The 24,663-nt window shown below is 43.4% G+C and carries 20 protein-coding genes; 9 read left to right on the forward strand and 11 right to left on the reverse strand.

Annotated features, from left to right (window positions below):
• The first annotated feature begins 84 nt into the window (after window positions 1-84).
• Together ACILP5_RS08295 and ACILP5_RS08300 are read left to right on the forward strand one after the other, a co-directional pair.
• Window positions 85-690 carry a gluconate 2-dehydrogenase subunit 3 family protein gene (locus tag ACILP5_RS08295; RefSeq protein WP_395618193.1) on the forward strand — a complete coding sequence of 202 codons (606 nt, stop codon included), beginning with the start codon at window positions 85-87 and terminating at the stop codon, window positions 688-690.
• Window positions 691-710: 20 nt separating this feature from the next.
• Window positions 711-2,426 (forward strand): FAD-dependent oxidoreductase, encoded by a 1,716-nt coding sequence (locus tag ACILP5_RS08300; RefSeq protein ID WP_395618194.1) that lies wholly within the window; start codon window positions 711-713, stop codon window positions 2,424-2,426.
• Between the two features lie 437 nt (window positions 2,427-2,863).
• On the opposite strand, the gene madM is transcribed toward ACILP5_RS08300, so the two are convergent.
• The 4 genes from madM to recF all read right to left on the reverse strand — a co-directional run bounded on the left by madM (window position 2,864) and on the right by recF (window position 6,759).
• Window positions 2,864-3,622 (reverse strand): malonate transporter subunit MadM, encoded by a 759-nt coding sequence (gene madM / locus ACILP5_RS08305; protein ID WP_395618195.1) that lies wholly within the window; start codon window positions 3,620-3,622, stop codon window positions 2,864-2,866.
• Entirely contained in the window at window positions 3,622-3,981 is a 360-nt protein-coding gene (gene madL / locus ACILP5_RS08310; protein WP_395618196.1) for a malonate transporter subunit MadL, read from the reverse strand. The genes madM and madL overlap by 1 nt, the downstream gene beginning before the upstream one ends.
• Before the next feature lies 1 nt (window position 3,982).
• A complete protein-coding gene (locus ACILP5_RS08315; RefSeq protein ID WP_395618197.1) occupies window positions 3,983-5,470 on the reverse strand; it encodes an acyl-CoA synthetase in 1,488 nt (495 codons plus the stop codon).
• Window positions 5,471-5,676: 206 nt separating this feature from the next.
• Complete coding sequence (gene recF, locus ACILP5_RS08320; RefSeq protein ID WP_395618198.1) at window positions 5,677-6,759, reverse strand: DNA replication/repair protein RecF; 1,083 nt, start codon at window positions 6,757-6,759, stop codon at window positions 5,677-5,679.
• Between the two features lie 113 nt (window positions 6,760-6,872).
• Between recF and pdhA the strand changes: the two genes are divergently transcribed.
• The 3 genes from pdhA to ACILP5_RS08335 all read left to right on the forward strand — a co-directional run bounded on the left by pdhA (window position 6,873) and on the right by ACILP5_RS08335 (window position 9,333).
• Window positions 6,873-7,883: a pyruvate dehydrogenase (acetyl-transferring) E1 component subunit alpha gene (gene pdhA / locus ACILP5_RS08325; RefSeq protein ID WP_395618199.1), complete on the forward strand. Its 1,011-nt coding sequence runs from the start codon at window positions 6,873-6,875 to the stop codon at window positions 7,881-7,883.
• Between the two features lie 117 nt (window positions 7,884-8,000).
• Window positions 8,001-8,507, forward strand: coding sequence for a hypothetical protein (locus ACILP5_RS08330; RefSeq protein ID WP_395618200.1), 507 nt, complete (start codon window positions 8,001-8,003; stop codon window positions 8,505-8,507).
• Window positions 8,508-8,670: 163 nt separating this feature from the next.
• The gene (locus ACILP5_RS08335) at window positions 8,671-9,333 is read left to right on the forward strand and encodes a 5-oxoprolinase subunit PxpA (protein ID WP_395618201.1); all 663 of its coding nucleotides are present in this window, start codon (window positions 8,671-8,673) and stop codon (window positions 9,331-9,333) included.
• Here the strand turns inward: ACILP5_RS08335 and ACILP5_RS08340 are convergent.
• The 5 genes from ACILP5_RS08340 to ACILP5_RS08360 form a co-directional block, all read right to left on the reverse strand.
• Window positions 9,317-11,806: a carboxypeptidase-like regulatory domain-containing protein gene (locus ACILP5_RS08340; RefSeq protein ID WP_395618202.1), complete on the reverse strand. Its 2,490-nt coding sequence runs from the start codon at window positions 11,804-11,806 to the stop codon at window positions 9,317-9,319. The two genes, ACILP5_RS08335 and ACILP5_RS08340, sit on opposite strands and share 17 nt — an antisense overlap.
• A gap of 36 nt (window positions 11,807-11,842) precedes the next feature.
• Entirely contained in the window at window positions 11,843-13,768 is a 1,926-nt protein-coding gene (locus ACILP5_RS08345; RefSeq protein WP_395618203.1) for an FG-GAP-like repeat-containing protein, read from the reverse strand.
• Between the two features lie 84 nt (window positions 13,769-13,852).
• Complete coding sequence (locus ACILP5_RS08350; RefSeq protein ID WP_395618204.1) at window positions 13,853-14,689, reverse strand: DJ-1/PfpI family protein; 837 nt, start codon at window positions 14,687-14,689, stop codon at window positions 13,853-13,855.
• Between the two features lie 56 nt (window positions 14,690-14,745).
• On the reverse strand, window positions 14,746-16,977 hold the full coding sequence (locus ACILP5_RS08355; RefSeq protein ID WP_395618205.1) for a TonB-dependent receptor: 2,232 nt from the start codon (window positions 16,975-16,977) through the stop codon (window positions 14,746-14,748).
• Between the two features lie 54 nt (window positions 16,978-17,031).
• Complete coding sequence (locus ACILP5_RS08360; RefSeq protein WP_395618206.1) at window positions 17,032-17,418, reverse strand: hypothetical protein; 387 nt, start codon at window positions 17,416-17,418, stop codon at window positions 17,032-17,034.
• A gap of 75 nt (window positions 17,419-17,493) precedes the next feature.
• Between ACILP5_RS08360 and rbsK the strand changes: the two genes are divergently transcribed.
• From rbsK to ACILP5_RS08380, 4 genes are read left to right on the forward strand one after another with little or no spacing between them, the layout of a single operon-like run.
• Window positions 17,494-18,390: a ribokinase gene (gene rbsK / locus ACILP5_RS08365; RefSeq protein ID WP_395618207.1), complete on the forward strand. Its 897-nt coding sequence runs from the start codon at window positions 17,494-17,496 to the stop codon at window positions 18,388-18,390.
• On the forward strand, window positions 18,387-19,307 hold the full coding sequence (locus ACILP5_RS08370; protein WP_395618208.1) for a nucleoside hydrolase: 921 nt from the start codon (window positions 18,387-18,389) through the stop codon (window positions 19,305-19,307). Before rbsK ends, ACILP5_RS08370 begins: the two co-directional genes overlap by 4 nt.
• Entirely contained in the window at window positions 19,307-20,842 is a 1,536-nt protein-coding gene (locus ACILP5_RS08375) for an ADP-ribosylglycohydrolase family protein (protein WP_395618209.1), read from the forward strand. The genes ACILP5_RS08370 and ACILP5_RS08375 overlap by 1 nt, the downstream gene beginning before the upstream one ends.
• A 5-nt stretch (window positions 20,843-20,847) precedes the next feature.
• A complete protein-coding gene (locus ACILP5_RS08380) occupies window positions 20,848-21,837 on the forward strand; it encodes a GRP family sugar transporter (RefSeq protein ID WP_395618210.1) in 990 nt (329 codons plus the stop codon).
• On the opposite strand, the gene ACILP5_RS08385 is transcribed toward ACILP5_RS08380, so the two are convergent.
• Entirely contained in the window at window positions 21,838-23,958 is a 2,121-nt protein-coding gene (locus ACILP5_RS08385; protein WP_395618211.1) for a S9 family peptidase, read from the reverse strand.
• 25 nt (window positions 23,959-23,983) lie between these two features.
• On the reverse strand, window positions 23,984-24,663 hold a 680-nt coding region (locus ACILP5_RS08390), incomplete at its 5' end, for an autotransporter-associated beta strand repeat-containing protein (RefSeq protein WP_395618212.1).

Genomic DNA, 24,663 nt, shown 5'->3' on the forward strand with positions numbered 1-24,663 from the left:
GCCCTTGAATAATGAAGAATGTCATTAAATTTGTTTTCTGCCTCATTTTAGGCAATTACCTAGAACAATTTAACACGAAATACCATGATGAAAAGAAGAGATGCCATCTCTCAAATCGCCTTGTTATTAGGGGGTGCTTTCACAGCTCCTACGCTAATGGCAATGGATGTGAGAAACGGCAAAAGCTCCATCGTTGCAGCTGATTTTACCTTATCTGATGTACAACGCAAAATCGTCTCAGCTGTTGCTGAACACATCCTTCCAAGAACCTCTACGCCAGGTGCTATCGATGCAGGTGTTCCTTCCTTCATCGAAATGATGTTACAAGATTGTTACAAAAAGCCAGAGCATTACAGCTTCTTAAAAGGCGCAAATGATCTGATTAAAGCCGATTTCTTAGGACAATCAGCAGCAGGTCAGGTAGCCATGTTAAAACTTCTAGAATCCAACACGAAAGATTTAATGAAGAACTTCTCTCAGAAGAAAATCAAAGTGGGCGATAATATTGACAAAGACACATTAGAAGGCGCTAATGGTGTTCCATTCTGGAGATTAATGAAAGAGTTAACGCTATTAGGATACTATACTTCCGAAAAAGGAGTTGAAGCGTCCTTTATTTATGAGCAAACTCCGGGCAAGTATGAGTTGATTACGGATATGAAGCCGACTCAAAAATCTTTCATGTATTAATCTGATAAATTTAGAAGACAATGAATCTTAATATAGATGCAATAAAAGGCCAAACATTTGACGCAATCGTCATCGGATCAGGTATCTCCGGAGGTTGGGCTGCAAAAGAATTAACAGAAAAAGGCTTAAAAGTAGCCGTTCTAGAGCGTGGTCGCGAAATCAAGCATATCGAAGGGTATGAAACAGCCATGAAAAGTCCATGGGAGTTCAATCACCGTGGTCGTCCTACAAATATGGCGGCTGAGGAATATTGGGCAAATATGCGTACGGGTTATACAGCGAATGAGGAAACTCGCTATATGTTTGAGAATGATTCTCAAAATCCATACATCGAGAAAAAAGGTGGTTTCGATTGGATTCGTGCTTATCACACAGGGGGTAAATCTCTTTTGTGGGGACGCCAAACCTACCGTTGGAACCGCGAGGATTTCTTAGCAAACGAAAAAGAAGGCATTGGTACCCCTTGGGCGATTAAATATGATGATTTAGCTCCATGGTACTCCTACGTAGAGAAATTTGCAGGTATTTCTGGTCAAGCTGAAGGCTTAGACGTATTACCTGATAGTGATTTCTTACCTGCTATGAAGATGACTGCTCCAGAAGTTCACTTCAAAAATGAAGTAAACAAGAAATTAGGTCGACCAGTAACCGTAGGTCGTGTGGCTCACTTAACTCAGCCTACGAAGCAACAATTAGACTTAGGCCGCTCTTCATGTAACTACCGTAACAAATGTTCACGTGGTTGTCCTTACGGCGCTTATTTCTCCTCTTTATCTGCGACTTTACCTGCAGCGATGCGCACAAATCGTTTAACAATGATCCACAATGCAATTGCCGCTGAAATCATTTATGATGAGGCAACGCAAAAGGCAAAAGGGGTTCGTGTAATTGATCAAAATACGAAGGAGTCTAAAGAATATTTTGCAAAAATCATCTTCGTTAACGCAGGTGCTATTCAATCTACTTCCATTTTAATGAACTCGAAGTCTAACCGTTACCAAAATGGTTTAGGTAATGATTCAGATCAATTAGGTCGTAACATTATGGACCACCATTTAGGTTCGGGTGCTAGTGCAACGGTAGAAGGTTTTGAGAAAGATTACATGTTCGGAAATCGTCCGAATGGTTTATATATTCCTCGTTTCCAAAACTGGGGCAAAGACAAACGTGCTTATTCACGTGGTTTCGGATACCAAGGTGGCGCGAGCCGCGAAGGTTGGGGACGTGGCGTGGGAGCGGATGGCTTCGGTGCTGAGTTCAAAGAGAGCTTAACACACCCAGGACAATGGACGGTAGGTTTTGGTGGTTTTGGAGAAATTCTTCCAAACCCAGAGAACCGTTTCGTTCTAGGTACACAAAAAGATAAGTGGGGCTTACCAGTATTGGAATTCTCTGCAGAATTTGGCCAAAACGAATTACAAATGCGCGAGGACATGATGAACGAGGCAGCGACTATGTTAGAAGCAGCTGGTTTCAAAAACATCAACGCTTACAATAAGCAAGGCACGCACATCGGTCTAGGTATCCACGAAATGGGTACTGCTCGTATGGGTACTTCCGTGAAGAACTCAATCGTAAACAGTCACAACCAAGTACACGAAGTGAAAAACGTATTCATGACAGATGGTGCAGTTATGGCATCAGCTTCTTGCGTGAATCCATCACTTACGTATATGGCGATGACAGCTCGTGCAGCTGATTTTGCGGTGAAGGAGTTGAAGAAGAGAAATTTGTAGTTCGCGTAGCGAACGGTAAACGGTAGCCGGTAGTCAGTAGTCGGTTGTCAGTAAATTAAATGGGTGGCAGGTTCTGTCGCCCATTTTTTGTGTTAGTCGCTGCTGCGCAGCTCCAAAGAGCAAAGCAAAAAGCACAAAGAATAAAGGTTGATTTAGATTTATGATGTCATCGCTCCGCGATTTAGTCAAAGGGTCTAAGGAGGGCACAAATGTGTAAATAACTTCAAGGTACTGAGAGGGGTTTTCAGGTATTGACAGAAAGTGTCAAGAGTATAGAGTATAGATTATAGAGTAGAGAGAAAAGAGTAGAGATAATAGATAGGGATTTTTCCTTCGGACTTCAGACTACCTCCCTTCAGACTACCTCTCTCCGGACTCATTTACCATTCACCACTTACCATTCACCATCTTTACTCTATACTCTCCTCTCTCTACTCTTAAACGATTGCCCTCATAATGAAATAAAGCACCGACGGACATAGTAAACAACCCAGCCCCGTATAAAAAGTAGCTGTCATCGCACCATACGGCACTAATTTAGGATCTGTGGCTGCGAGTCCTGCTGCGGTTCCGCTCGTGGTTCCCATTAATCCGCCAAAAATCATCGCAGATTGTGGTGTCTTCAAGCCAATGTAGGGTGCAATTAAAGGGGTTCCGATGGTTACTAATATGGATTTAACGACTCCTGCCGCGATGCTAATCGCGATGATATCTGAGCTCGCGCCTAGGGCAGTTCCAGTTACGGGGCCCACGACGAACGTGCAAGCGCCGGCGCCGATGGTGGTGAGGCTTTCGGCGTCCGTTATTCCTAAAGCATAGGCGATGATTACACCGGATAAAAAAGAGATGATAACGCCTAAAAATAGGGATAAAACTCCAATAGGACCTGTTTTCTTAATGATGGCAAAGCTGGCGCCCATGGCAGTGGAGACGATGGCGAAGTCGCGGAAAACGGGGCCGCCCATTTGGTCAAAACCGGAGAATCCGGGTAGGTCGGCGATGCCTTTTTTGCCGAGGGTTTCAAGGCCGGCGAAATAGGCTAATACCAAGCCCATGAAGATGGAGATGGCGGAGCCGGGGATTTTGCCCCGGGTGAGGGTTTTGGAGATGCCTTCGGAGAAATACATGATAATTCCTGTAACGAGGAAGGCGAAGACTAGGCCGTTTTTGTCGAGAAAGGTGATGATGTATTCCATTATTCTTTGGGCGCTAGTTTAGATAATAAGGGCATCAAGGCGAGGCAGGCAATGACTGGGATGATGCCAGCCAAAAGAGCGAGCATGCCGTTAGAGAAGGCGACGCGGACGTTTTGGACGGAAGACATGGCCACGATGATGGGGATGTACATTTTAGACCAAAAGGCAACTCCTTCGCCCATTTCGAGGTGGAAGAGGCCGCGTTTTTCGAGCTCGTTTTGGGATAAAATCAGGAAAAGCATCGCAAAGCCGACACCTCCCACGTTCGCTTGGATTCCCAGGAAACGACCGAGGGTTTCCCCTAGGATTTGGCCTGCAACGAAACAGGCGGCTAATAAAGCAACTCCGCGTAAAAGCATATTAGTTTTTGATTAGGTTAACGACATCTTTTTTCGTCACTTTTCCCATCGCGTTGCGAGGCAATTCTGCCAAACGGTGGTAAGCGCGTGGTGTTTTATAGGCAGGCATTTGTTCGCGCATCCAGGCATTCAATGCTTTCGTGTCAAAATCATCTTTGCATACGATGGCCGCACTTACTAGCTCGCCCCATTCGTCATTTTCTACTCCTACGACGCAGCAATCGTCTATTCCTGGGTAGGTGCGGAGGACTTCTTCGATTTCCAAAGCAGAAATTTTGTAGCCTCCTGACTTGATGATGTCGACGGAGTTTCGGCCCAAAATTCGGTAACCACCCAGCTCGTCCATCGTCGCGATGTCACCTGTTTTGAAGAAACCATCCTTCGTGAACGACTCCGCGGTGGACTCTGGTTTTTGCCAGTATTCAGAGAAGACGTTCGCTCCTTTAACCTGGATCTCCCCTATTTCCGTACCCGGAATGACGTTATCTTGCTCATCCGCCAAACGCACTTGAACACCCGGAAGTGGATATCCGACATGCCCAGGCACGCGAGGGCCATCGTAAGGATTGCTGAGTGCCATCCCAATTTCAGTCATCCCATAACGTTCCAAAAGACTGTGCTCGCTAATCGTCTTCCAGCGCTCCATTACCGAAACGGGAAGCGCGGCAGAACCGGAAATCATGAGTCTGAATTTGGACATGATGCGGGTCATCTCTTTTTGGTCTACATCTGCCAAAGACTCCCAATACGTAATCAACTTATAATAGATCGTAGGCACAGCCATGAAAACATTCAGCTTGCCTTCCTTGAAAATATCGAACAAAGCCTCCGCCGAAAAACTAGGCAAAAACTGGCAGGTCGCTCCCGCCCAAAGCGAGCAAGAAACGATATTAATCACCCCGTGGATGTGATGGAGGGGCAAAATGCAAATCGAATAATCCGCAGAACTCCAGCGCCAAGCATCGATCAAAGTCGAAATTTGGGCATTCAAATTCGCATGGGTGGACACTACTCCTTTAGGCAAATTCGTCGTTCCTGAGGTGTAAAGCATCATGGCGCGGCGGGAAGCGGGGAAAGTGGGAAGTGGACGGTCGTCGGTAGTCAGTGGACAGTCGTCAGTGGTCAGTAAACGGAGGTTGAGTTCCGTGCACAAAGGCTTCAGAAGGTCCTCGAATTCCGGGGAAACGACCACGATGCTCGAGCCTGAATTCTCGATTGTATAGCGTAAAGAAGGCAGTGGATATGTTAAACACAAAGGAACGGCCACTCCACCAGCCCGCCAAATTCCCCACTGCACCCGCACATAATCAAATCCAGGGTTCACCATATAGGCGACACGGGCTTCATTTAAGTCATTTTTGCCGTCTAATACTGTAAAGGCAAAGGCCTTGGAAGCATCTAATAGCTGAGTGTAGGTATATTCTGCGCCTTCCGAAATAATGGCTGTTTTTTCCAGGTGCTTCTCTGCCTGGGCAAAAATCGAGATCATAGGTTGATAATAGGTTTCAGTAAATATAGGGAATCGCTGCGCGAAGAGCAAGGGGGGTGGAAGTCCGGAGGCAGTGAGTCCGAAGGAGATAAAAGAGTATAGATTATAGATTAACACCTCCGGACTAATTTTTCTTCGGACTTATTCCCTTCGGACTACCTCCCTCCGGACTCATCTCTACTCTCTACTCTATACTCTCTACTCTATTAAAGCGAAATATAATGTATCTCCCCCTTTAAATCCTTCAGCAATTTCTTCGTCCTTTCAGGTCTGGCATCCGTAATGAAGACTTGGCCGAAGTGTTCTTCGGCCATCATTTGGACCAAACGCTGGATGCGACGGTCATCAAGTTTATCGAAGATGTCGTCGAGGAGTAGAAGTGGTTTTCGGGGTTTGGCGGCAACGAGGGAGTCGAACTGGGCTAGTTTGAGGGCGACGACGAAGGATTTTTGTTGGCCTTGGGAGCCAAATTTGCGCAAGGAGTAGTCATTGATTTTAAAATCAAATTCATCTCGATGAATTCCGATGGATGTCCGCTGCGCGGACAAATCCAGCGGTTCCGCGGCGCGCAGCGCCGCGGCAAAGCTCCCTGCTTCGAAGGTAGATTCGAGCTGAATATCGACGTCCTCGCGGTCGTCGGAAAGTTTGGCATAATGAAATTTAAAACTCGGCAAAAAGACCTCTAAAAATTCCCGGCGGGATTTTGCGAGAGATTCTCCCAATTCAACTAGGGGTGCATGGTAACTGTCCAAATGCAGGCGGTCAACCTGGCCGCGCTCGGCGAATTGCTTTAACAATACGTTGCGTTGCTGAACTATTCGGTTGTAGCGCAAGAGTTGATCCAAGAAATTGCGGTCAAGCTGGGACATCATTCCGTCAAAGAAACGGCGTCGTTCTTCACTTCCTTCGCGCACTAAATCGGTGTCATGTGGATCCATTAATACGACTGGGAAGTGGCCAATGTGGTCTGCTAGGCGGGGATAGGGTTTGTCGTCGCGGAGAAATTGCTTTTTGGCCCCCTTCTGAAACAAACAGGTAATCTGTGTCTCGCGGTCCTGAGCATCCACAAAATCACCCTGCACCCGGAAAAAATCTTGGGTATGTTTCACGCAAAGCTGATCAGAGATCCCGCGCGAACTTTTCGTCATGGACAGAAAGTGAATCGCATCTAGCAGATTCGTCTTTCCGATACCATTCTCGCCCACAATGCAATTAATCTCCGAAATAAAGCTGAATCTAGCCTCCTCATAGGATTTAAACTGATTGACCTGAAGAGATTTGAGGTGCATGGATGTATGAATGCGATTAAAAGCGTGTAAAAATAAAGATTTTGTACTAATTTTGCAGGGATTACCGCCGGAATTAACCCGGCATACCGCTTTAAAAATATTCTATCAAGAAGATGGCAAAGAAAAACGCAGACGCGCCCAAGTATTCTAAAGAGACTTACAAGTATTGGTACGAATCCATGCAATTACAACGCAAATTCGAAGAAAAATGCGGTCAGTTGTACGGAATGCAGAAAATTAAAGGCTTTTGTCACTTATATATTGGACAAGAAGCTTGTTCTTCAGGTTCTAAATCTGCCCTAAAGGAAGGCGATAAATACATCACAGCTTATCGTGACCACGGTATCCCTTTGGCCTTAGGAACCTCTCCTAACGCAATTATGGCGGAATTATACGGTAAAATTACCGGTGCTTCTAAAGGAAAAGGTGGCTCGATGCACATTTTCGATAAGGAAGTAGGTTTCGTAGGAGGTCACGGTATCGTAGGGGCTCAAATCCCATTAGGCGCTGGTCTTGCTTTCGCAGAGAAATACAAAAAAACAGGTAATGTGTCTATCACCTATTTTGGTGATGGTGCAGTTCGTCAAGGTGCTTTACACGAAGCATTTAACATGGCGATGCTTTGGAAATTACCTGCCATTTTTGTGGTAGAAAACAACGGATACGCGATGGGTACATCCGTAGAACGTACGTCCAATGTAACCGAATTATATACCATTGGAGAAGCTTACGATATGCCATCTGAGCCAGTAGACGCGATGAATGTAGAAGCAGTTCATGAGGCAGTTTCTCGTGCCGCAGCTCGTGCTCGTGCAGGCGAAGGTCCTACTTTCTTAGAATTCAGAACGTATCGTTACAGAGGTCACTCCATGTCAGATCCTCAAAAATACCGTTCTAAAGAGGAGGTAGAGGCTTACAAAGACCGCGATCCAATCGAACAAGTTAAGCATACAATCTTAACACACAACATCTTAACTCAAGCAGAACTAGACGAGATCGATGCGAAAATCAAGATTCAAGTTCAAGAGTCCGTTGAATTCGCTGAAACATCTCCTTTCCCAGATAAATCAGAGGCCTACAAAGATGTGTATGTCGAAGAGAATTATCCTTTTATCCAGGAATAACAAAATTAGGAAGCCGGTTTTATACCGGCTTTTTTGTTGATTATCAATTAGTTGATAATATGAAAGTGGCTGATTGAATGAAGGTAAATTAGGAATACCTTTGAAAAAATAACCACCATGAATTTTATCCTAAGTATCGCAGCAGGACTACTATCCTCCTACCTATTTTTAGTCTTCTTTTTACTCAATAAGAAACCAAAAATTCTCATTTCGAGCCAAATTAGTCGAATACGATTTAATGGGGAACAAAACTATCTTTTCAAGTTTGTTAATTTAACTAACTCAGAAATTTTCGATGTGCATATCGAACTCACCTTCTATAAACCGGTGGGGACATTTAATGGCAGCAACTTGCAGGGCCGGGACATAAAACTTAAAGACAATTTTATTGCCTACGTCCCTCGCGAGAGAAAAACAGATCAATTTTCCTTACATGCGGTCCGTATTAGAACTACAGAACCTTTAGAGGAAACATGGCAAGATGAATCCTCCTTTATTCGACTAACCATCATTGCAAAACATGCCTTATCTGGATTCAATAAAGTTTTCGTGCAGGATTACCCTAGCTTAGATCGTATCAGTTCTGGGAAATTTTTATCTGGAAATTCTGTTGAATTAAAATAAGAATTAGCGGAATCAATTGAAAAATTAATGAGTACCTTTAACGAAGGTTTAACAGTATTAAAAACCCAACCCATGAGAAAAGATATCATATTAGGCTAGGCCTATCAGAATTTGAAATAAACGAGCTTGTGGAAACACAGGCTTTTTTTTAGCTACCTATCCTATGCAAATAAACTGCGACCTTGGCGAAGGAATCGGAAACGATACCGAACTCATGCCCTACATCGATGAGGCAAATATTGCCTGCGGATTTCATGCCGGAGACGCGTTTACTATGCGTGAAACGGTAGCTTTGTGTATTCGGTACAAGGTAAAGATCGGGGTACATCCATCTTATTTAGATCGAGAGAATTTTGGAAGAAAAGAGATAGAACTTAGTCCAGAGGAAATCTATTTGCTAGTCAAGAAACAGGTCGAAACACTAAAAAATATAACAGAACAGGCTGGGACAAAATTAAACCATGTAAAGCCTCACGGAGCCTTGTATAATACGTCAGCAAAAAACGAAGTAGTGGCGAAAGCCATAGCAAAAGCGGTAAAAGATATTGATCCTAGCTTGATTTTGTTTGGCCTGAAAAATAGTCACTCCATAGCGGCCGCAAAAAATTTAGGTTTAAAAACAGCAGAGGAAGCTTTTGCGGATCGAAAATATGAAAGCGATGGGTCTCTAACTCCTCGAAGCCAGCCGGGAGCCTGCTTTGAAAACGTTGCGCAAGTTTTAACACAGGTGCAAAAAATAAAAGCCGACACCTGGTGTATCCATGGTGACGGCCCTCATGCTTTGGAATTTGCTAAAGCTTTACAGAAGTTTAAAACTCCACAATAAATCCAATCGTCGGCGTTACTTGTGCGCGATCATTTAAAAATTGAGTTGGAATGGCGTTGCTCCCATCTTTAGCGATAGGCAATCCATTCGTAGTCGCAAAAGCTGAATTATCTTCTAAACGCTTAAAGGTGTAGGTAGGAACACCCTGAATGACAGCGGTGTACCAATTCGTTACATCTATGAAAAGATCGATAGTCGTTTTCTTCAAGTTATATTTCTTATCGATACGTACGTCGCTCGAATGGAAGCTAGGTAGGCGTTGAGAGTTAAGACGAGAATAATCGAACGTGCCTTGGCCTAAGGTTAAGTAAGTCGCTTTTGAAGTTACATCATCATAAGGTGAATAAGGTGCACCTCCTTGGTAACGGAAACGAAGGCCTAACTCCCAATTGCGTGGGAATTTATATCCCCAAGTCACACTTAAGAGGTGGCGATTATCCCAGCTAGAGGCAATTAAATTGCCATCAAAACCACTAAACATGCTGCGGTAATAGGTGTAGGATAGGATACCGAAGAATTTGTCGGTTAGTTTCTTTTGGGCGAAAAACTCCAAACCATAAGCACGACCCTTACCTGTTGTGGTCACATCCTCATTTCCCAGTATATTGAAATCACCTCCTAAGTTTGCTAAAGAGATCCCATTGCGATTCGAGATAGGCACGTTCGCATAATCCTTTACAAACCCCTCTAAAGTAAATCGCAAAGATTCATCTTGTAAGTACTCTAGGCCTGCCACGTAATGATCACTTTGCTGGTATTTCGCATCTTGGTTGACTAGCACAGGAGAGGGAGGAAGGGCAAAAAAGCTGTTGCTGAGGTACGATGTATTCAATGGAGGACGCGTAGCGTACCCTAAAATAGTGTACGGCGCTAATTTGAAGTAGCGACCTACTGACGCATTTGCTGTCCATTTATCAGACAATACGTAGCTAGCGGAAATGCGAGGTGAAAGCGTTTCTAAAGGATCTAGGCCTGTGGTGGTGAAACTATTCATGTCGGTGCGAAGGCCGGCACTTAGACCTAATTTGGCATCCAAAAACGTCCTCGAAACTTGTGCAAATGCCCCGTATTTCCAAAGTGAATTCAAAGGACTAAAATAGGATATAGTGGCAATCGGGCTCGATAGGCGAATGGCAGGGTTAGAGGCGGCATTATTCAACACCTGGTACGTACTATTCGCATATTCCACGAATTGAGCCGAAAGTCCGTAATTAATCTTCCAACCATTGGTATTTTTATTCACATCCACTCGCAACTTATTTTCTGTTTCCCGAGATAAATAATCGAAGTTTACTTCAGTTGGATCTTTCTTTATATTGTCCTCATAGCGCTTGATGTTATTATCAAAAGCATTTCTAGAGAGCGCAATATTTACATATCCATTATCGAGCAATTTTTTTAGCGATAAGCCTACCGTATAGTTCCATTGATTAATCAGTGGATTCGAATTATAGATGTACAATTTTTCCGGTGTCGATTCTTTTAGGGTCCCAAAAGAAAACTCATCAATCGCCCCCAATCCCATCAACGAAAGTGTCGTAGTCGAGTTAATCTGCTTCGTAATTTTAAACTGGCCATCCCAGAAGTTAGGGCGAATTGGAATATCCAATGCTTGGAAAAGGAATTGCAAATAGGAGCGGCGAACGGAAGCTAAAAAAGTGGTTTTGCCTGATTTTGACAAAGGGCCTTCGGTGGTTAAGGCGAATTCGGTGGCACTTAAACGGGCATTACCTTGAAATTTATTGGGATTACCGGTGCGTTGTTTGAATTGAAAAACAGAACTTAACGCATTATCATAGCGGGCATCAAAAGCAGATGAGCTAAGTTTTACATCTTCAATGAAGGACACATTAAGAATACCTTGCGGGCCTCCGCTGCTGCCTTGGGTTTGGAAGTGATTTAATACTGGAATTTCAATGCCGTCTAGGTAATAGACGTTTTCATTAGGACCTCCACCACGAATAATAATATCATTTCTGAAGCCTCCCCCTTGTGGACCGCCGCCTACGCCGGGAAGGGTTTGGATGACTTTACTAACGTCAAAATTCCCGCCAGGATTACTCTTGATTTCCTCAGATGTTAGACGCTGTACGCTGAGGGGGGATTCTAGTGTCGCGGCTTTAGCGGTGCGGCGGTTTTGGGTAACAACTACTTCTGTTAATTGTTGATTAGAGGGCAATAATTCGATATTCAAATAAATCTCATTTCCTGCGTTGATGATCACGTTAAAGGCCGTGTACTTCTCATATCCTACCGCAGAGAAAGAAATGTTGTACGTTTTTAGGGCCAAACCAGTTAAACGGAATGCACCTTTTTCATCAGCATTTACCCCTTTTGTAGATCCGTCCAGCGTAACAGAAACACCAGAAATAGGCTTTTGTGTCAGCTGATCGACAATCTTTCCGGAAATTCGACCTGAGTTTTGGGCAAAAACAGAAAAAGAGAATAGTAGAAGTACGAGGGTTTGTTTCATTTTTGCTAAACACCGAAATGGCTGAAATTGTTTCATTTAAGGTAGTATGAGCACCTTTTTTGCTACCGCCCCAGTGGCTGATTCGTAGCGCAAAATGTAGCTCCCAGCGCCTGGAAGCGGTGCAGGAATCCGAAGCGTTTCTCCAGCTGTTACCGCTAAAGTAGCCCCTAAAGAACGTCCTGATAGATCAAACCATTGAAGATTTCCTGCCGACTTTACCCGTATGTTAACTGCTGTTGACGCTGGATTAGGCCAAACATACATTTCCTCTGAAGGAACAATAATTTCGCTAGTATTTTGTAGTAATTGAACACCCCCGGAAGCTAGGCCGATGACGATATCCATCTTGCCGTCTTTATTAAAATCGGCGGTGGAAATTTGGGCATTTTGGCCAAAATTGAAAGGTAAACGCGACACCTCTAGACCTAAACCAGAGACATATACATTTCCGTAAGCGTCTAAGGTAATTTGCTCAAAATTTCCATCGCCCGTGATATCCGCGTAGGCGATACCTCTAAATAGGGTTTCCAAACGCTGGTAAGGTTTGGTCAAATTCGACCAATCATACACCCGAGTTCCGCCTAAATAATCCAACACAACTAACTCAAGCGAACCGTCCTGATTTACATCGAACAAACGCGGAGTTTCTCGAAGGGTTACCACAGGCAAGGCTTTTTCAGCACTTAGCTGGCCAGCCACATATTCGCGGTAATTCGCAACGCTCCCTTTCATGTAGTACATCATCAATCGGCCACTTAAAGCCTGCAATTGTATGTTTGTCACACCTGTGATAGGATAAAAATCGCGTGATTTCAAGGTCAGCGTGCCGTTCAAATTTTCATACAAAGTGACTGTGCTGCTCCCAATTAGCAAATCCAGATCGCCATCGCCTTCCACATCGAAGAAAACAGGCGAGGCAAAATCTCCCACATCGATCATCTCCTCTTGTAGAAAAGCGTTGGTTTTTAATACTAGCTTGCCATTCTCCGAACGATAATAAGAGGCGGTAGTCAAAGAGGAATTCACATCCGGTAAATTCGACGAGGTAATTACATCCAAAGCTCCATCTCCATCCAAATCCAACGGAGAGGCACTCGCCAAGGAGGGAACCACATGCGGCGCTCCCGCTGGAAAATTCTTATCAGCCCCACGAAATAAAGGCTTCGAGCGCGTACCTTCATTGCGCATAAACAAGAAGCTAGGACAACCCACATGACCAATAATTAGGTCAGAAACCCCATTCTTATCTGGATCCCAAAGCGCCAATGTATTTCCTAAATGCTGAACGGCTGTAGTGGATTGCGTTTGCTTTATCAATTCCGGCACCAGACCAAAAGTAATATCATCACACTCATTCAAATAGAAATTGCCCCAATTCATGGACTTCGTAGTAAACTTCAGGTCCCCTATATTCTCATAATACGTGATAAAGTGTCCTGCGGTTTCAAAGGACAACACATCCACATCTCCATCTCCATCCACATCCACAATGGCCGGAATATCGGAGGCGCTGACAAAGATGTTAATTAGGCCATTGAGGCCCGTCGATTTAAGATTCCCAAGCGATTTAGGAAAATTATTATTCAGATTAGGATATACTTGAATTCCACCAGAGCTGGAGGTAAAAAGATCTTTATCCCCATCACCATCATAGTCCACCAAATTCATCCAATTTTCAATCAAAGGAAAACGCGTCTGAAATTCAGGAGCATAAGCATACCCCCCTGAAGCATTTCGCAGAAAAGTCTTCACATGCTGGGCACTGCGATCGAAAACGACCAAGTCCTCTTTCTTATCACCATCGAGGTCAATTAGGAAAAACTGCACGGAATTAAATCCTCCAGCCCACGGATTTTTCAAACCTGCCACGGGGGGATTCGTAATCTGCTGAAAAGAGATTTGCTGCGCGTTCGAGAAGAAAGCGAAGAAACAAAGAACCCAGAACAGCATGATTTTTCTCATGGCCATAAAGATAAGAAGGGACTAATAACAAATAGCTGAAATGGATTGAAAATCGTAGCTATTGCATTTTCCCGACTAATTTTACTACTTGATTCGTTTCTTTTGCTCCCCTTGAATCAACGGCAATAACAACATATCATACATTTCCTTCATCATATCAGCCACGAGCGGATCGGATTTCTTCGGGACGCCTGCGTCATAGGGAGGCTTTGGATCATATTCAAGATCCAACATTACTGCTTCCGTATATTTTCTACCTAAAAGATCATCAATAATGGCCAAAGACATATCGATGCCAGCCGAAACACCGGCCGAAGTCCAATACTTGCCGTCTTGTACCCAACGACCCTCCTTGTAATTTGCTCCATACATTTTCATGACTTCCTCAGCACGATACCAATTAGAAGATGCATTTTTCCCCTTCAATAAACCTGTTGCTCCTAAAATCCAAGACCCCGTACATACGCTAGCTGTATATTTCGTTGTCTTATCAATCTTTCTAATCCAATTTAGTGTCGTAGTATCTTGCGTTTGCATAAACGTTTCGCCAGCTCCGCCTGGAATAACCAAAATATCCAGAGAAGAGACATCATCAAAAGAACTGTCGACTTTCACTTCTAAACCTCGTTGGTTTTTAACAACTCCTCGTTTTTTGGCAATAAAATAGGTTTTCGCACCCATAATCTCAGCGAGCGTATGGTAAGGACCCATGGCATCTAAAGTGTTGTATCCATCGTATAGAAGGATTCCTATTTTCTTTATAGGCACCTTGGTTGGGGTAAATAAAATATCCATCATTTGTTTATGTCTATCAGCGGTTCCAATAACCAAACTATCCGGATTAGTTTTTTGTGCCCAGGTAAACACGCTAAAAAGCAAATGGACGATAATTGTTGATACAATCAGTTTGTAAGATTTCATATGAATTGAAATTTATGAGCCCATCGACAATCTATCCATGGGCTCAAGTATTTTATTTAAAATTTAGCGCTTAATGTCACACCCATTGTTCTTGGTGTAGCTATTCTGGCTTGTCTACCAAAGCTGCTGTCCGGATTTCCATAAGCTAGATAACGTTCATTATTCAAGTTTTGTCCCCAAACAAAAAGGCTATAAGTACCATTCGTAATTCCCACTCTTGAATTCAAAAGCGTATAAGAAGGTTGCTCAATTTTATTTTGAATATCTGTGAATTGAGAACCCATGTTTCTTAATTCGCCTCGAACGACAAATTTAACGGTCTTAGATACCGGATATTCATACTGAGCCCCTAAGAATAAGGTATGATTAGGGGCATTTGAAAGTTTGTTTCCGCCTATGGCAGTTGTTGTTTCTACACCAGTACCAAAGTTGACCCTCTTCAAATTGAACCCCTTGTATTCCGTTGGGTTGTATCCAAAACTTGCATCTAATTGAAGTCCTTTCGCAGGAATTGCGGAAATCTCTAATTCAACACCAGCAGATTGAGCATCGCCCACATTTTCTCTCGCATAGGTAAAAGGCGCGACTAAATTATAGAATTGCAAATCCTTCCATTGAATTAAAAAGGCAGACGCGCCGATGCTTACTTTTTTGTCTAGCAAGAAAGACTTGTAGCCCACTTCATAGTTATTGGAATATTCCGGGTCAAACGTTTGGCGAACACCTGCAGGTAATGAACTTGCGTTGATTCCTCCCGCTCTAAATCCTCTGGTATAACTACCATAAATATTGGCTAAGTCATTCACCGCATAGCTTAAAGAGAATTTAGGTGAAAGTGCAGAATACGTTCCTTCGGCTGTAATGTTCGGTTTAAGTTCCATCACCGCTCCATTTAAAAGTACCGCATCTCCGAATCCATTAAAGGTCGCTTCCCGTTTTTCATAATCATAGCGCAATCCAATTGTCGCTTTCAACTTAGAGGTTAATAAATAACTTAATTCTCCAAACCCTGCGATACCTGAATTGTTACTCCGATTACGGCTAATTAAAAATGCGCCTTTGGAAAGCCCGAACATTCCTGCCTCAGCATCCGATAATTCATAAGCGGTATTTGTGGTAGGCTCATACCCTTTCTGAGCGAACATATATACCCCTGCAGTATATTGTAATTTCCCATCTGAATTCGAGTTGATACGGAATTCTTCACTCCAAACTTTTTGAGGAGGTAATAACTCACCAATTTTACCTTCATAATACGAGTGATAAATGCCTGGGAAATCTAAATCTTGAAAGCCAAAAGAGATCGTTTGCAAAGCAGAAATAGATGTTAACGTGTACTTATTCCCTTGGTATTTTGCTACGAGAGATGTATTTAAAATATCACGCTCATGTTTCGCAATGCGCGCTAAATTGATTTTGTCAGGATTTGCAAACGCATACGTGTCGCTAAACTGAGATACCATAAATCCAGAATTATCACTCTTATCTTGTTGGCCTTTTAAATTTAATGTTAGATTAAATCGATTGGAAGGAATCCATTTTAAATAGAGATTTCCATACAGATTTTGTTCATCGCCTACTGACTTGCCATTTAATTTAGCATCCTTAGTGCTGGTTCCCGTAATGTCATTTTTTAAGAAGCCCTCCTGTGTTTGATAAAGACCATTTAAGCCTAAGAAAAGTTTGTCTTTCACCAAAGGGGTCTTGTAGCCCACGCTGTAACGTTGTAAACCTAGATTACCAAAACTTAATTCTGCAAATCCACTGGTTTTATTTGTCGGCTTTTTCGTAATAATATTCACAACTCCACCCATGGCATTACGTCCATACAAGGTTCCTTGTGGACCTCTTAACACTTCTATTCGTTCAACATCAGTTAAGGCAAAACCGTTAGCTAAAATATCAATGTTGTTCACATCGTCTATATACGTGGAAACAGCAGGATTTTCACTGAATACTTGAATACCGCGTATCGATTGAATCTGTTGGAAAGAAACACCAAGTTCTTGATAATTATAATTTGGAACTAAAGCCGCAAGGCCACTTAAGCCCCAAGTACGTGTATCTTCAATTTTCTTTGCAGATAGAGAGGTAATGGAGGTGTTTACTTTTACGAGGCGCTCTTCTCGCTTATTCGCCGTAACGATAACTTCTTCTAATTGGGTAGTTTTAGACGAATCGATTTTTGATTGTGCAAATGTAGATGTGCCGAATAGGATTAATCCTAGGACACATAATATTTCTTTATAATTCACGTTATTATCGTTTGATAAAATAATTTCAGGCATACATAGTGTACGCCATAGCCACAAGTGTCTAAACTGAAACTTGGGAGAACTCTCTTAAATCAAACGGTCCTGGGGTGGGTGGAAAAAGCCTTTAGCGGCTGCGTTAGGAAAGAATTCCTGCGTAGAAAAATGGTTTTCAACGAGTTCTGAAGAGGTGAAACGAGCAGTAAAGACAGGTTGAATCGCTTGAAAGCTTAAAACGACTTCGGGCATTTTTTCTAAACGCTCCGAATTCGATTTCTGCTCCTTCTCTTCTGCTGCTTTGAGTTTCTTCGCTAAATAACATTGACCATTACAGTTCAACATCGGTTTATCGCGGTTTACACAAAGATTTTCAGCAATATAGTCGCGATTAATGCGGTAGTATGCCACGGCACCCCATTGATTCATCAAGGGAACCTGCATAGCTAAGAACAGTAAAAGGGCGACGATTCGTTTCACGATGCAAAGGTAGGACAGGATTTTGGAAAATAATTATTAATTTACAGAGAATAAATACGAATAAACCAAGCAAAAATGACGAAAATCACAATTATCGGTAGTTCAAACACCGACATGGTGATCAAATCTGGTCATTTGCCCTCACCGGGAGAAACCGTTTTAGGTGGGGACTTCTTTATGAATCCGGGGGGCAAAGGGGCAAATCAGGCAGTGGCTGCGGCGCGCCTTGGAGGCGAGGTACATTTTGTGTGCAAGGTGGGGAAGGATGTGTTTGGGGAGACTGCCCTACAACAATTCAAGAACGAGGGAATTCACACGCGTTTCGTGACGCAGGATCCATTTGCGCCGTCTGGTGTGGCATTAATAAATGTGGATGCCAAAGGCGAAAACTGTATTACCGTAGCGTCTGGTGCCAATAATTGCCTCTCGAAAGCTGACATCGATGCGGCATCTGATATTTTCGAAGCTGGAGATTTCGTTTTAATGCAACTAGAAACGCCAATAGAAACGGTGGTCTATTCAGCTGAGAAAGCCGCGAAAAAAGGACTTAAAGTCGTATTAAACCCGGCACCAGCGACTGATTTACCAGGTGAATTATTCCCTCATTTATACGCCATAACGCCTAACGAGACGGAGGCGGAAATCCTCACTAGTGTTGCTGTAATAGATCTACTTTCTGCCGAAAAAGCAGCGAATATATTATTGAACAAAGGCGTTCAACACGTGATTATTACTCTAGGCGCCGAAGGCGCCCTCTACAAAACAGCTTACGAAACGCAGCATGTTCCAGTCGCGAAAGTCGTGGCACAAGACACCACTGCCGCAGGCGATTGCTTCAATGGAGCTTTAGTAGTAGGATTGTCGGAAGGGATGGACTTCCCTGAAGCGATCAAATTTGCCTGTAAAGCTGCCTCCATATCAGTTACTCGCCTGGGAGCACAAGCTTCGATGCCAAAACTACAAGAACTATGAAGAAATTGATTCTATTCCTTCTTGTCAGTTTTTCACTAGCAGCACAGCAGCGCCAAAAAGTCATTTTCGATTGTGACCTTGGCGATGACATCGACGATGCCTATGCGCTGGGTTATTTATTAACGCTACAGGATCGCTATGAGATTTTGGGAATCACCACTTGTTATGGACGAACGGACGATCGAGCTATCTTAGCCAATAAATTTCTTGCTGTTACCGGTGAGACTCACATTCCGGTCTATGTAGGCAAAAACACCTCGAATAGTTCGAAAAGAGCGAATTGGTACGCGGATCAGTTTTATTGGGCGAAGGGTTCACCTTTAGTAAAAAAATCCATTAGCGCCACCGAATTCATCCGTTCGCAACTAAAAAAATACCCAGGAGAAGTCATCATTTTCTCCGTAGGACCTGTCACAAATTTGGCACCATTAGGAACAGAATTGCAGAAGGCGAAGGCCATCTATGCGATGTTTGGGTCTTTCAAAATAGGCTATGATGGCAGTACGAAAATCGATGCGGAGTGGAACGTGACCTGTGATATTCCGTCCGCAAAAAGCTTTGTTCAATCAGGGGCAAACATCATCTACGCCGGACTGGATGTGACGGCAATGGTCAAATTGTCTGCTGAAAATCGACTCAAATTATTGATGCGTCAATCGCCACTTACGAGTATAATGCAGGGCTTGTACGTGTTATGGGGGCAGGAAACTCCTACCCTTTTTGACCCGGTAGCCATCGGAATGGAAACCAATCCAGAATTATTTACGACGGAGAAAGTGCACGTCTATGTGGACGATCAAGGCTATACTCGACTAGATCCTAATAAGCCGGCTAACGCCACGATAGGTACCACCATTAAAAGTGCTGAATTCATTAAAATACTAATGCATAACTACCTCTACCAAAACCTCAACTAATGAAAAAAATCCTCTTCTTCTGTTTACTAGCCTTAGCCGCTCAAGCACAAAATATTTCCATGAGCAAAGCCATCTTGAAAGATAAAATTAAAGGTGGCTGGGCTGGCCAAACGATTGGCGTAACTTTTGGCGGGCCTGTCGAGTTTCGCTATAACGGGACGATGATCAATTCCTATCACCCCATTCCCTGGTACGATGGTTATTTAAAAAATACGATGATCAATAATCCGGGATTGTACGATGATTTGTACATGGATTTGACATTCGTAGAAGTATTTGAAAAAGAGGGATTGAATGCACCCATAGAATCGCACGCGAAGGCGTATGCGAAGGCGGGTTATGCGCTTTGGCATGCGAATCAGGCGGGTCGTTATAATATCTTGAACGGAATGATGCCCCCAGCGTCTGGATACTGGGAAAATAATCCACATGCGGATTGTATTGATTACCAAATCGAATGTGACTTCGCGGGTTTAATGTCACCAGGTATGCCGAATGCCGCTTCTAAAATCTCGGATAAAATCGGCCACATCATGAACTACGGCGATGGCTATTATGGTGGGGTGTATTTAGGGGCTTGCTATACTTTGGCCTTTATCAACAATGACATCAACAAAGTGGTTTCTGAAGCATTAAAAACCATTCCAGCGAACAGCCAATACTACAAATGCATCGCTGATGTCATTAAATGGCACAAGCAATACCCGAACGATTGGACAAAAACATGGTTAGAAGTTCAAAACAAATGGGCAAACGACATCGGCTGTCCAGATGGCGTTTTCGCACCGTTTAACATCGATGCAACGGTGAATTCCGCTTATGTGGTGATGGGATTATTATATGGAAATGGTGATTTCACGAAAACACTAGAAATCTCCACTCGCTGTGGACAGGATGCGGACTGCAACCCATCATCCGCAGGAGGAATTTTAGGAGCGATGATAGGCTACGACAAAATACCCGCTTATTGGAAATTAGGCTTGAAAGAGGCAGAAGACATCGACTTCAAATACACGTCTACGTCCTTAAACGATGTCTATGAAATCGGCTTCAAGCATGCTTTGCAAAACATCAAAAATAACGGCGGCAGCGTTTCAGAAAATGCCGTATCCATCCCCTATTCTGCACCTAAAGCCGTAGCATTTGAACAAAGTTTCGACCACTCTTTTCCCACAGAAAAGATCAACATCGGAAAAAATTTAACTGACGAATATGAATTCGATTTCGACGGAAATGGCTTCGTGGTTCGTGGAGAGACAGCCAAATGGGCATCGGTAGACACGGGCACTTTTGATTTAGAAGTTTTCGTGGATGGCAAGCTTTTTGAGAAGGTAAAACTACCGGTAGCCTTCACTACTCGTCGCCATGAGATTACATGGAAGTATAAATTAGCCACAGGAAAGCACCACGTTAAACTGAAAGTGCTTAATAAAGTAGATGGTTATGACTGCAAATTATTCGACGCCATTGTCTATGCTGAAAAGCCATTCACCGCTACTAATTCAAAATATTACCGTTTAGGCAACCTAAAATAAGCGCCATGTTTATCATCGAAAGTTATTCATCTGCTGTTTTATTATGCATCATCACGATGCTTTGTTGGGGATCTTGGGCTAACACTCAAAAACTATCTTCCAACTCATGGCGCTTCGAATTATTTTATTGGGACTACACTATCGGAATCGTTTTGGCTTCATTGATTCTAGCGTTTACCTTAGGTTCCAGCGGCACCCAAGGCCGAGGGTTCTTAGCGGATTATGCGCAAGCCAGCGGCGGTAACTTGCAATCAGCCTTCATAGGTGGGGTTTTATTCAATGCCGCGAACATCCTTCTAGTCGCAGCCATCGGGATAGCTGGGATGTCGGTCGCTTTTCCGGTGGGCATCGGAATCGCCTTAGTTCTAGGGGTTTTAGTGAATTATTTAGCGGACCCGCAGGGGAATCCGTTCTTGATTTTTGGCGGGGTTGCCTTAATTGCGATCGCCATCCTCCTAAACGCGAGAGCCTATAAATCCATCTCCTCTGCTTCCGCTTCCAATAAAGGATTAGTCCTTTCTGTGCTGGCAGGTTGCTTAATGGGATTATTTTATAAATATGTGGCCGCTTCGATGGCGGTTAATTTTGCAGCACCTGAAGTAGGCAAATTAACGCCATATACTGCCTTAGTTGTTTTTGCGGTGGGCATATTTGTGAGTTCTTTCGTCTTCAATACATTCCAAATGAAGAAGCCTTTTTCCGGTGCTCCTCTGAATTTAGCGCATTATCTTTTGGGCTCTGTAAAAGACCATTCAGTTGGGATTTTAGGTGGTGCCATCTGGTTTATAGGAATGGCACTTTCCATACTGGCATCAGAAAAAGCAGGCGCTGCGGTTTCCTATGGCTTAGGCCAGGGAGCAACTGTGGTGGCAGCAGTTTGGGGGATATTTATTTGGAAAGAATTCAAAAATGCTTCCGCTGAAACACATAAACTGCTGAACATTATGCTGCTGCTTTATGTGGTTGGCTTAGGATTGTTGATCGGATCGAAATAACTATTTCTTCATCAATTTCGCCTTAAAGAAATTCGCCGTCGCATTCATCACCTTTAAGCTATTAGAGTACTTCAACCAGTGGTGTGAATCATCAACGATGACCATGGTCTCCACCGGCACCTTGCGTTTTAACAAGCGATTGATGATATCCACGCTTTGGTAATACGGAATATCCCGATCATCATCCGCATGAATGAATAGCGTAGGGGATTTCCATGTGGAAACACCCGAAATAGGCGAGGATAGATACGATAGATCTGTTGCCCATTCGCCGTCAGGTGCCCTGGTTTGCTTTTCTACTTGAATGTCATTTGTCCAATCGTGCATGCCGTGAATATCAACGCCAGCTGCAAAAAGTTTCGAATCACGCGCTAAGCCTAGTGCCGTTAAATACCCACCATACGCTTCTCCATATAGACCGATTTTCTTCGCATCCACAAAGGATTGCTTGCTAAGCCACTCGCCTGCCGCTTTCACGTCCAGGTATTCATAAGCGCCTAGGTTTCCAGATAATTTAGGGAATTGAAATTCGTGTCCATAACCTGTTCCAGAGCGGTAGTTAATCGAAAGAACCACAAAACCCGCATTGGCTAAAAACTGATTCATCGCATACATATCCGAATAATAGTTCAAATCATGCCAGCCTAGTAAATTTTGCTGCGTCGGCCCACCATGTAGGTAAACAATCGCAGGCTTTTTAGAAGAGCCATTGCTGTTATCATAGAGCTGTCCAGATATCTGAAGTCCATCTAAGGATTTTATAGTCACTTGCTTAGGTTCGATGAGTAAGTCTTGTGGATAACCTGTGGTAACTAGATTTTCTGTCAGAGATTTTTGATTTCCACTTTTAGGAGAAATAACAACCTGAGGAATGTTTTTAAATGAGGACTTGATGTAGGCAATATCTCCATCTGTATTCAGTGAAACAGCCCCCCATTCATTACCTGAACCAATCGATAAGGACTGCATGTCTGCCTTATCAATCGATACTTTACCTATATGCCGGTGATCTTTATCCACAGCCTCCGTTCCCATGTTCCCATCGAATAAAAAATAGTTTCCATCCACACTTAAACTAGCATGTTCGACCGCAAAGTTTCCAGGCGTTAAAAGAGTAGGTGTGGTAGAGGTAGCTGTGCCTGCCGCTGTTGTGTTGATGGCATATAAATGAGGCCAGCCATCGTGATAAGAGAGGAAATTAAGGATTTGATCTTTAGGCCAAAAAAGTTTTACCTCTCCGCCTGGATAAATCAGCGATCCTCTACTTGTTTTAGGAGCAGACCAAAGCGTCTTCGCACTATCAGCCTCCATATCAAACACCCGAATACTCCAAAAGCTTTTCTTCTTACTAGTCAGCGAGTCAATCGATCCACCTAACGCATTAGACCGAATAAACGCTAACTGCTTTCCATTAGGAGACCATTTAGGATTCGTGTCTTTGGCAAAAGAAGGATCAATCCATTTAATCTGATCGGTTCCTAGAGTCAGCACCCCGATAAAAGAGCGCTCGTCTCTTTTAACTTCAAAAGCGATTTTCTCCCCATCTGGTGACCATTGTAATTTAGTCACTGAACCGCGCGTTTTAAAAAGTCGAATAGGCTCTTTCAAAAAGCCATCCGTAGACGTCGTATCTAATTCAGCTAACCAAGGCTGACCATCCTTAATAAGCACCGCATCATCTTTTGCTGGAGAAATTACCGGTTCATCCCCTTCAAATACGGTGGAAACGAGGCCTCCCGCGAAAGGGACTTGCCAAATCTTCACATTTTGAGGTACCAGCGCCCCGGAAGGATTCACGGGTCTTAACTCATCCACCTCTGCACTATGATCTCCACCTCTCACAAATACCACCCAATTCCCACTGTCTGAAATAGAAACCGAGGTAATCTCCTGGCCATCATCTAAAGTGTAATTCGTAACCTTCCTAGCCTCGAAATCCGGTGCCTGGGCCACATAGACATTCCGAACTCCTTTCTCATTAATCACCCAAGCTAACTTATCCCCTTTCTTCGATCGAACTAAATCCGATGGAAAAGGAAAAGACTTCACGGCGTCCAAGGTAAAGTTTTGAGCGAAGGCCGTGGTGGAGAATAATATCAGGAAGAGGAGAGAGCGGGTCATAAAGTAAATATTTTGAAATCAATCGTTATTTAGGGGAGCCAGGGACAATTTCGCCATTAGTACCAGCTACGGGCTTTTGTGTCGTTGAATAATAGTTATTACCTATTGAGTCATAAAACTGAATCTGTCCTAATTGCGTTGCAGTTAAAGCTGACTTGATAAATATATAATTAGGATTCGATAAAGATCCTGATAATATTCTTCCAAACTGGTTTAACCCGCCATTTACAACATTCTGTTTTTTTCCGTTTAATGTCACAAAAACGGTCGATGATCCAGACACCATACCGTATGTATCTACCGCTGTAGTCGTACCAAGACCGTTATAGCCTATAATCGTTAATAAAGTGTTACTTGCATATCCGGCAAATGTACCTGCGCTTGCAAACGTAAGACTGTGCGTTGAATTTTGCATGGTAATGCTAGAGCTATTTGATAAAAACAGAGCCCCCATTGTTTCATTAAAACCTCCATCATTTAAATTACCTCCGGCAAAATAAACCGCACTCGCATCTGGTATATTTGTGCCTGTACCTAACTGCAACGTTCCAGCTGCTATCGTCGTCCTACCAGCATAGGTATTGGTCCCACTCAATCTCAATATTCCTGCGCCAGACTTCGTGAAATTCCGACCACTAATCACTCCACTCACCCCTACATTACTTCCATCAACAACACTATTGGTTGTAGTTATCGTGATGTCTC

Source organism: Aquirufa sp. (assembly GCF_044239315.1).
Lineage (GTDB): Bacteria > Bacteroidota > Bacteroidia > Cytophagales > Spirosomataceae > Aquirufa.

Coding starts and splice junctions, on each gene's coding strand:
- ACILP5_RS08355 (WP_395618205.1), bottom strand. CDS start 16,977: ATGCCTGAAATTATTTTATCAAACGATAATAACGTGAATTATAAAGAA.
- ACILP5_RS08335 (WP_395618201.1), top strand. CDS start 8,671: ATGCAAATAAACTGCGACCTTGGCGAAGGAATCGGAAACGATACCGAA.
- ACILP5_RS08350 (WP_395618204.1), bottom strand. CDS start 14,689: ATGAAATCTTACAAACTGATTGTATCAACAATTATCGTCCATTTGCTT.
- ACILP5_RS08295 (WP_395618193.1), top strand. CDS start 85: ATGATGAAAAGAAGAGATGCCATCTCTCAAATCGCCTTGTTATTAGGG.
- ACILP5_RS08380 (WP_395618210.1), top strand. CDS start 20,848: ATGTTTATCATCGAAAGTTATTCATCTGCTGTTTTATTATGCATCATC.
- recF (WP_395618198.1), bottom strand. CDS start 6,759: ATGCACCTCAAATCTCTTCAGGTCAATCAGTTTAAATCCTATGAGGAG.
- ACILP5_RS08370 (WP_395618208.1), top strand. CDS start 18,387: ATGAAGAAATTGATTCTATTCCTTCTTGTCAGTTTTTCACTAGCAGCA.
- ACILP5_RS08375 (WP_395618209.1), top strand. CDS start 19,307: ATGAAAAAAATCCTCTTCTTCTGTTTACTAGCCTTAGCCGCTCAAGCA.
- pdhA (WP_395618199.1), top strand. CDS start 6,873: ATGGCAAAGAAAAACGCAGACGCGCCCAAGTATTCTAAAGAGACTTAC.
- ACILP5_RS08300 (WP_395618194.1), top strand. CDS start 711: ATGAATCTTAATATAGATGCAATAAAAGGCCAAACATTTGACGCAATC.
- rbsK (WP_395618207.1), top strand. CDS start 17,494: ATGACGAAAATCACAATTATCGGTAGTTCAAACACCGACATGGTGATC.
- ACILP5_RS08315 (WP_395618197.1), bottom strand. CDS start 5,470: ATGATCTCGATTTTTGCCCAGGCAGAGAAGCACCTGGAAAAAACAGCC.
- madM (WP_395618195.1), bottom strand. CDS start 3,622: ATGGAATACATCATCACCTTTCTCGACAAAAACGGCCTAGTCTTCGCC.
- ACILP5_RS08385 (WP_395618211.1), bottom strand. CDS start 23,958: ATGACCCGCTCTCTCCTCTTCCTGATATTATTCTCCACCACGGCCTTC.
- ACILP5_RS08340 (WP_395618202.1), bottom strand. CDS start 11,806: ATGAAACAAACCCTCGTACTTCTACTATTCTCTTTTTCTGTTTTTGCC.
- madL (WP_395618196.1), bottom strand. CDS start 3,981: ATGCTTTTACGCGGAGTTGCTTTATTAGCCGCCTGTTTCGTTGCAGGC.
- ACILP5_RS08345 (WP_395618203.1), bottom strand. CDS start 13,768: ATGAGAAAAATCATGCTGTTCTGGGTTCTTTGTTTCTTCGCTTTCTTC.
- ACILP5_RS08330 (WP_395618200.1), top strand. CDS start 8,001: ATGAATTTTATCCTAAGTATCGCAGCAGGACTACTATCCTCCTACCTA.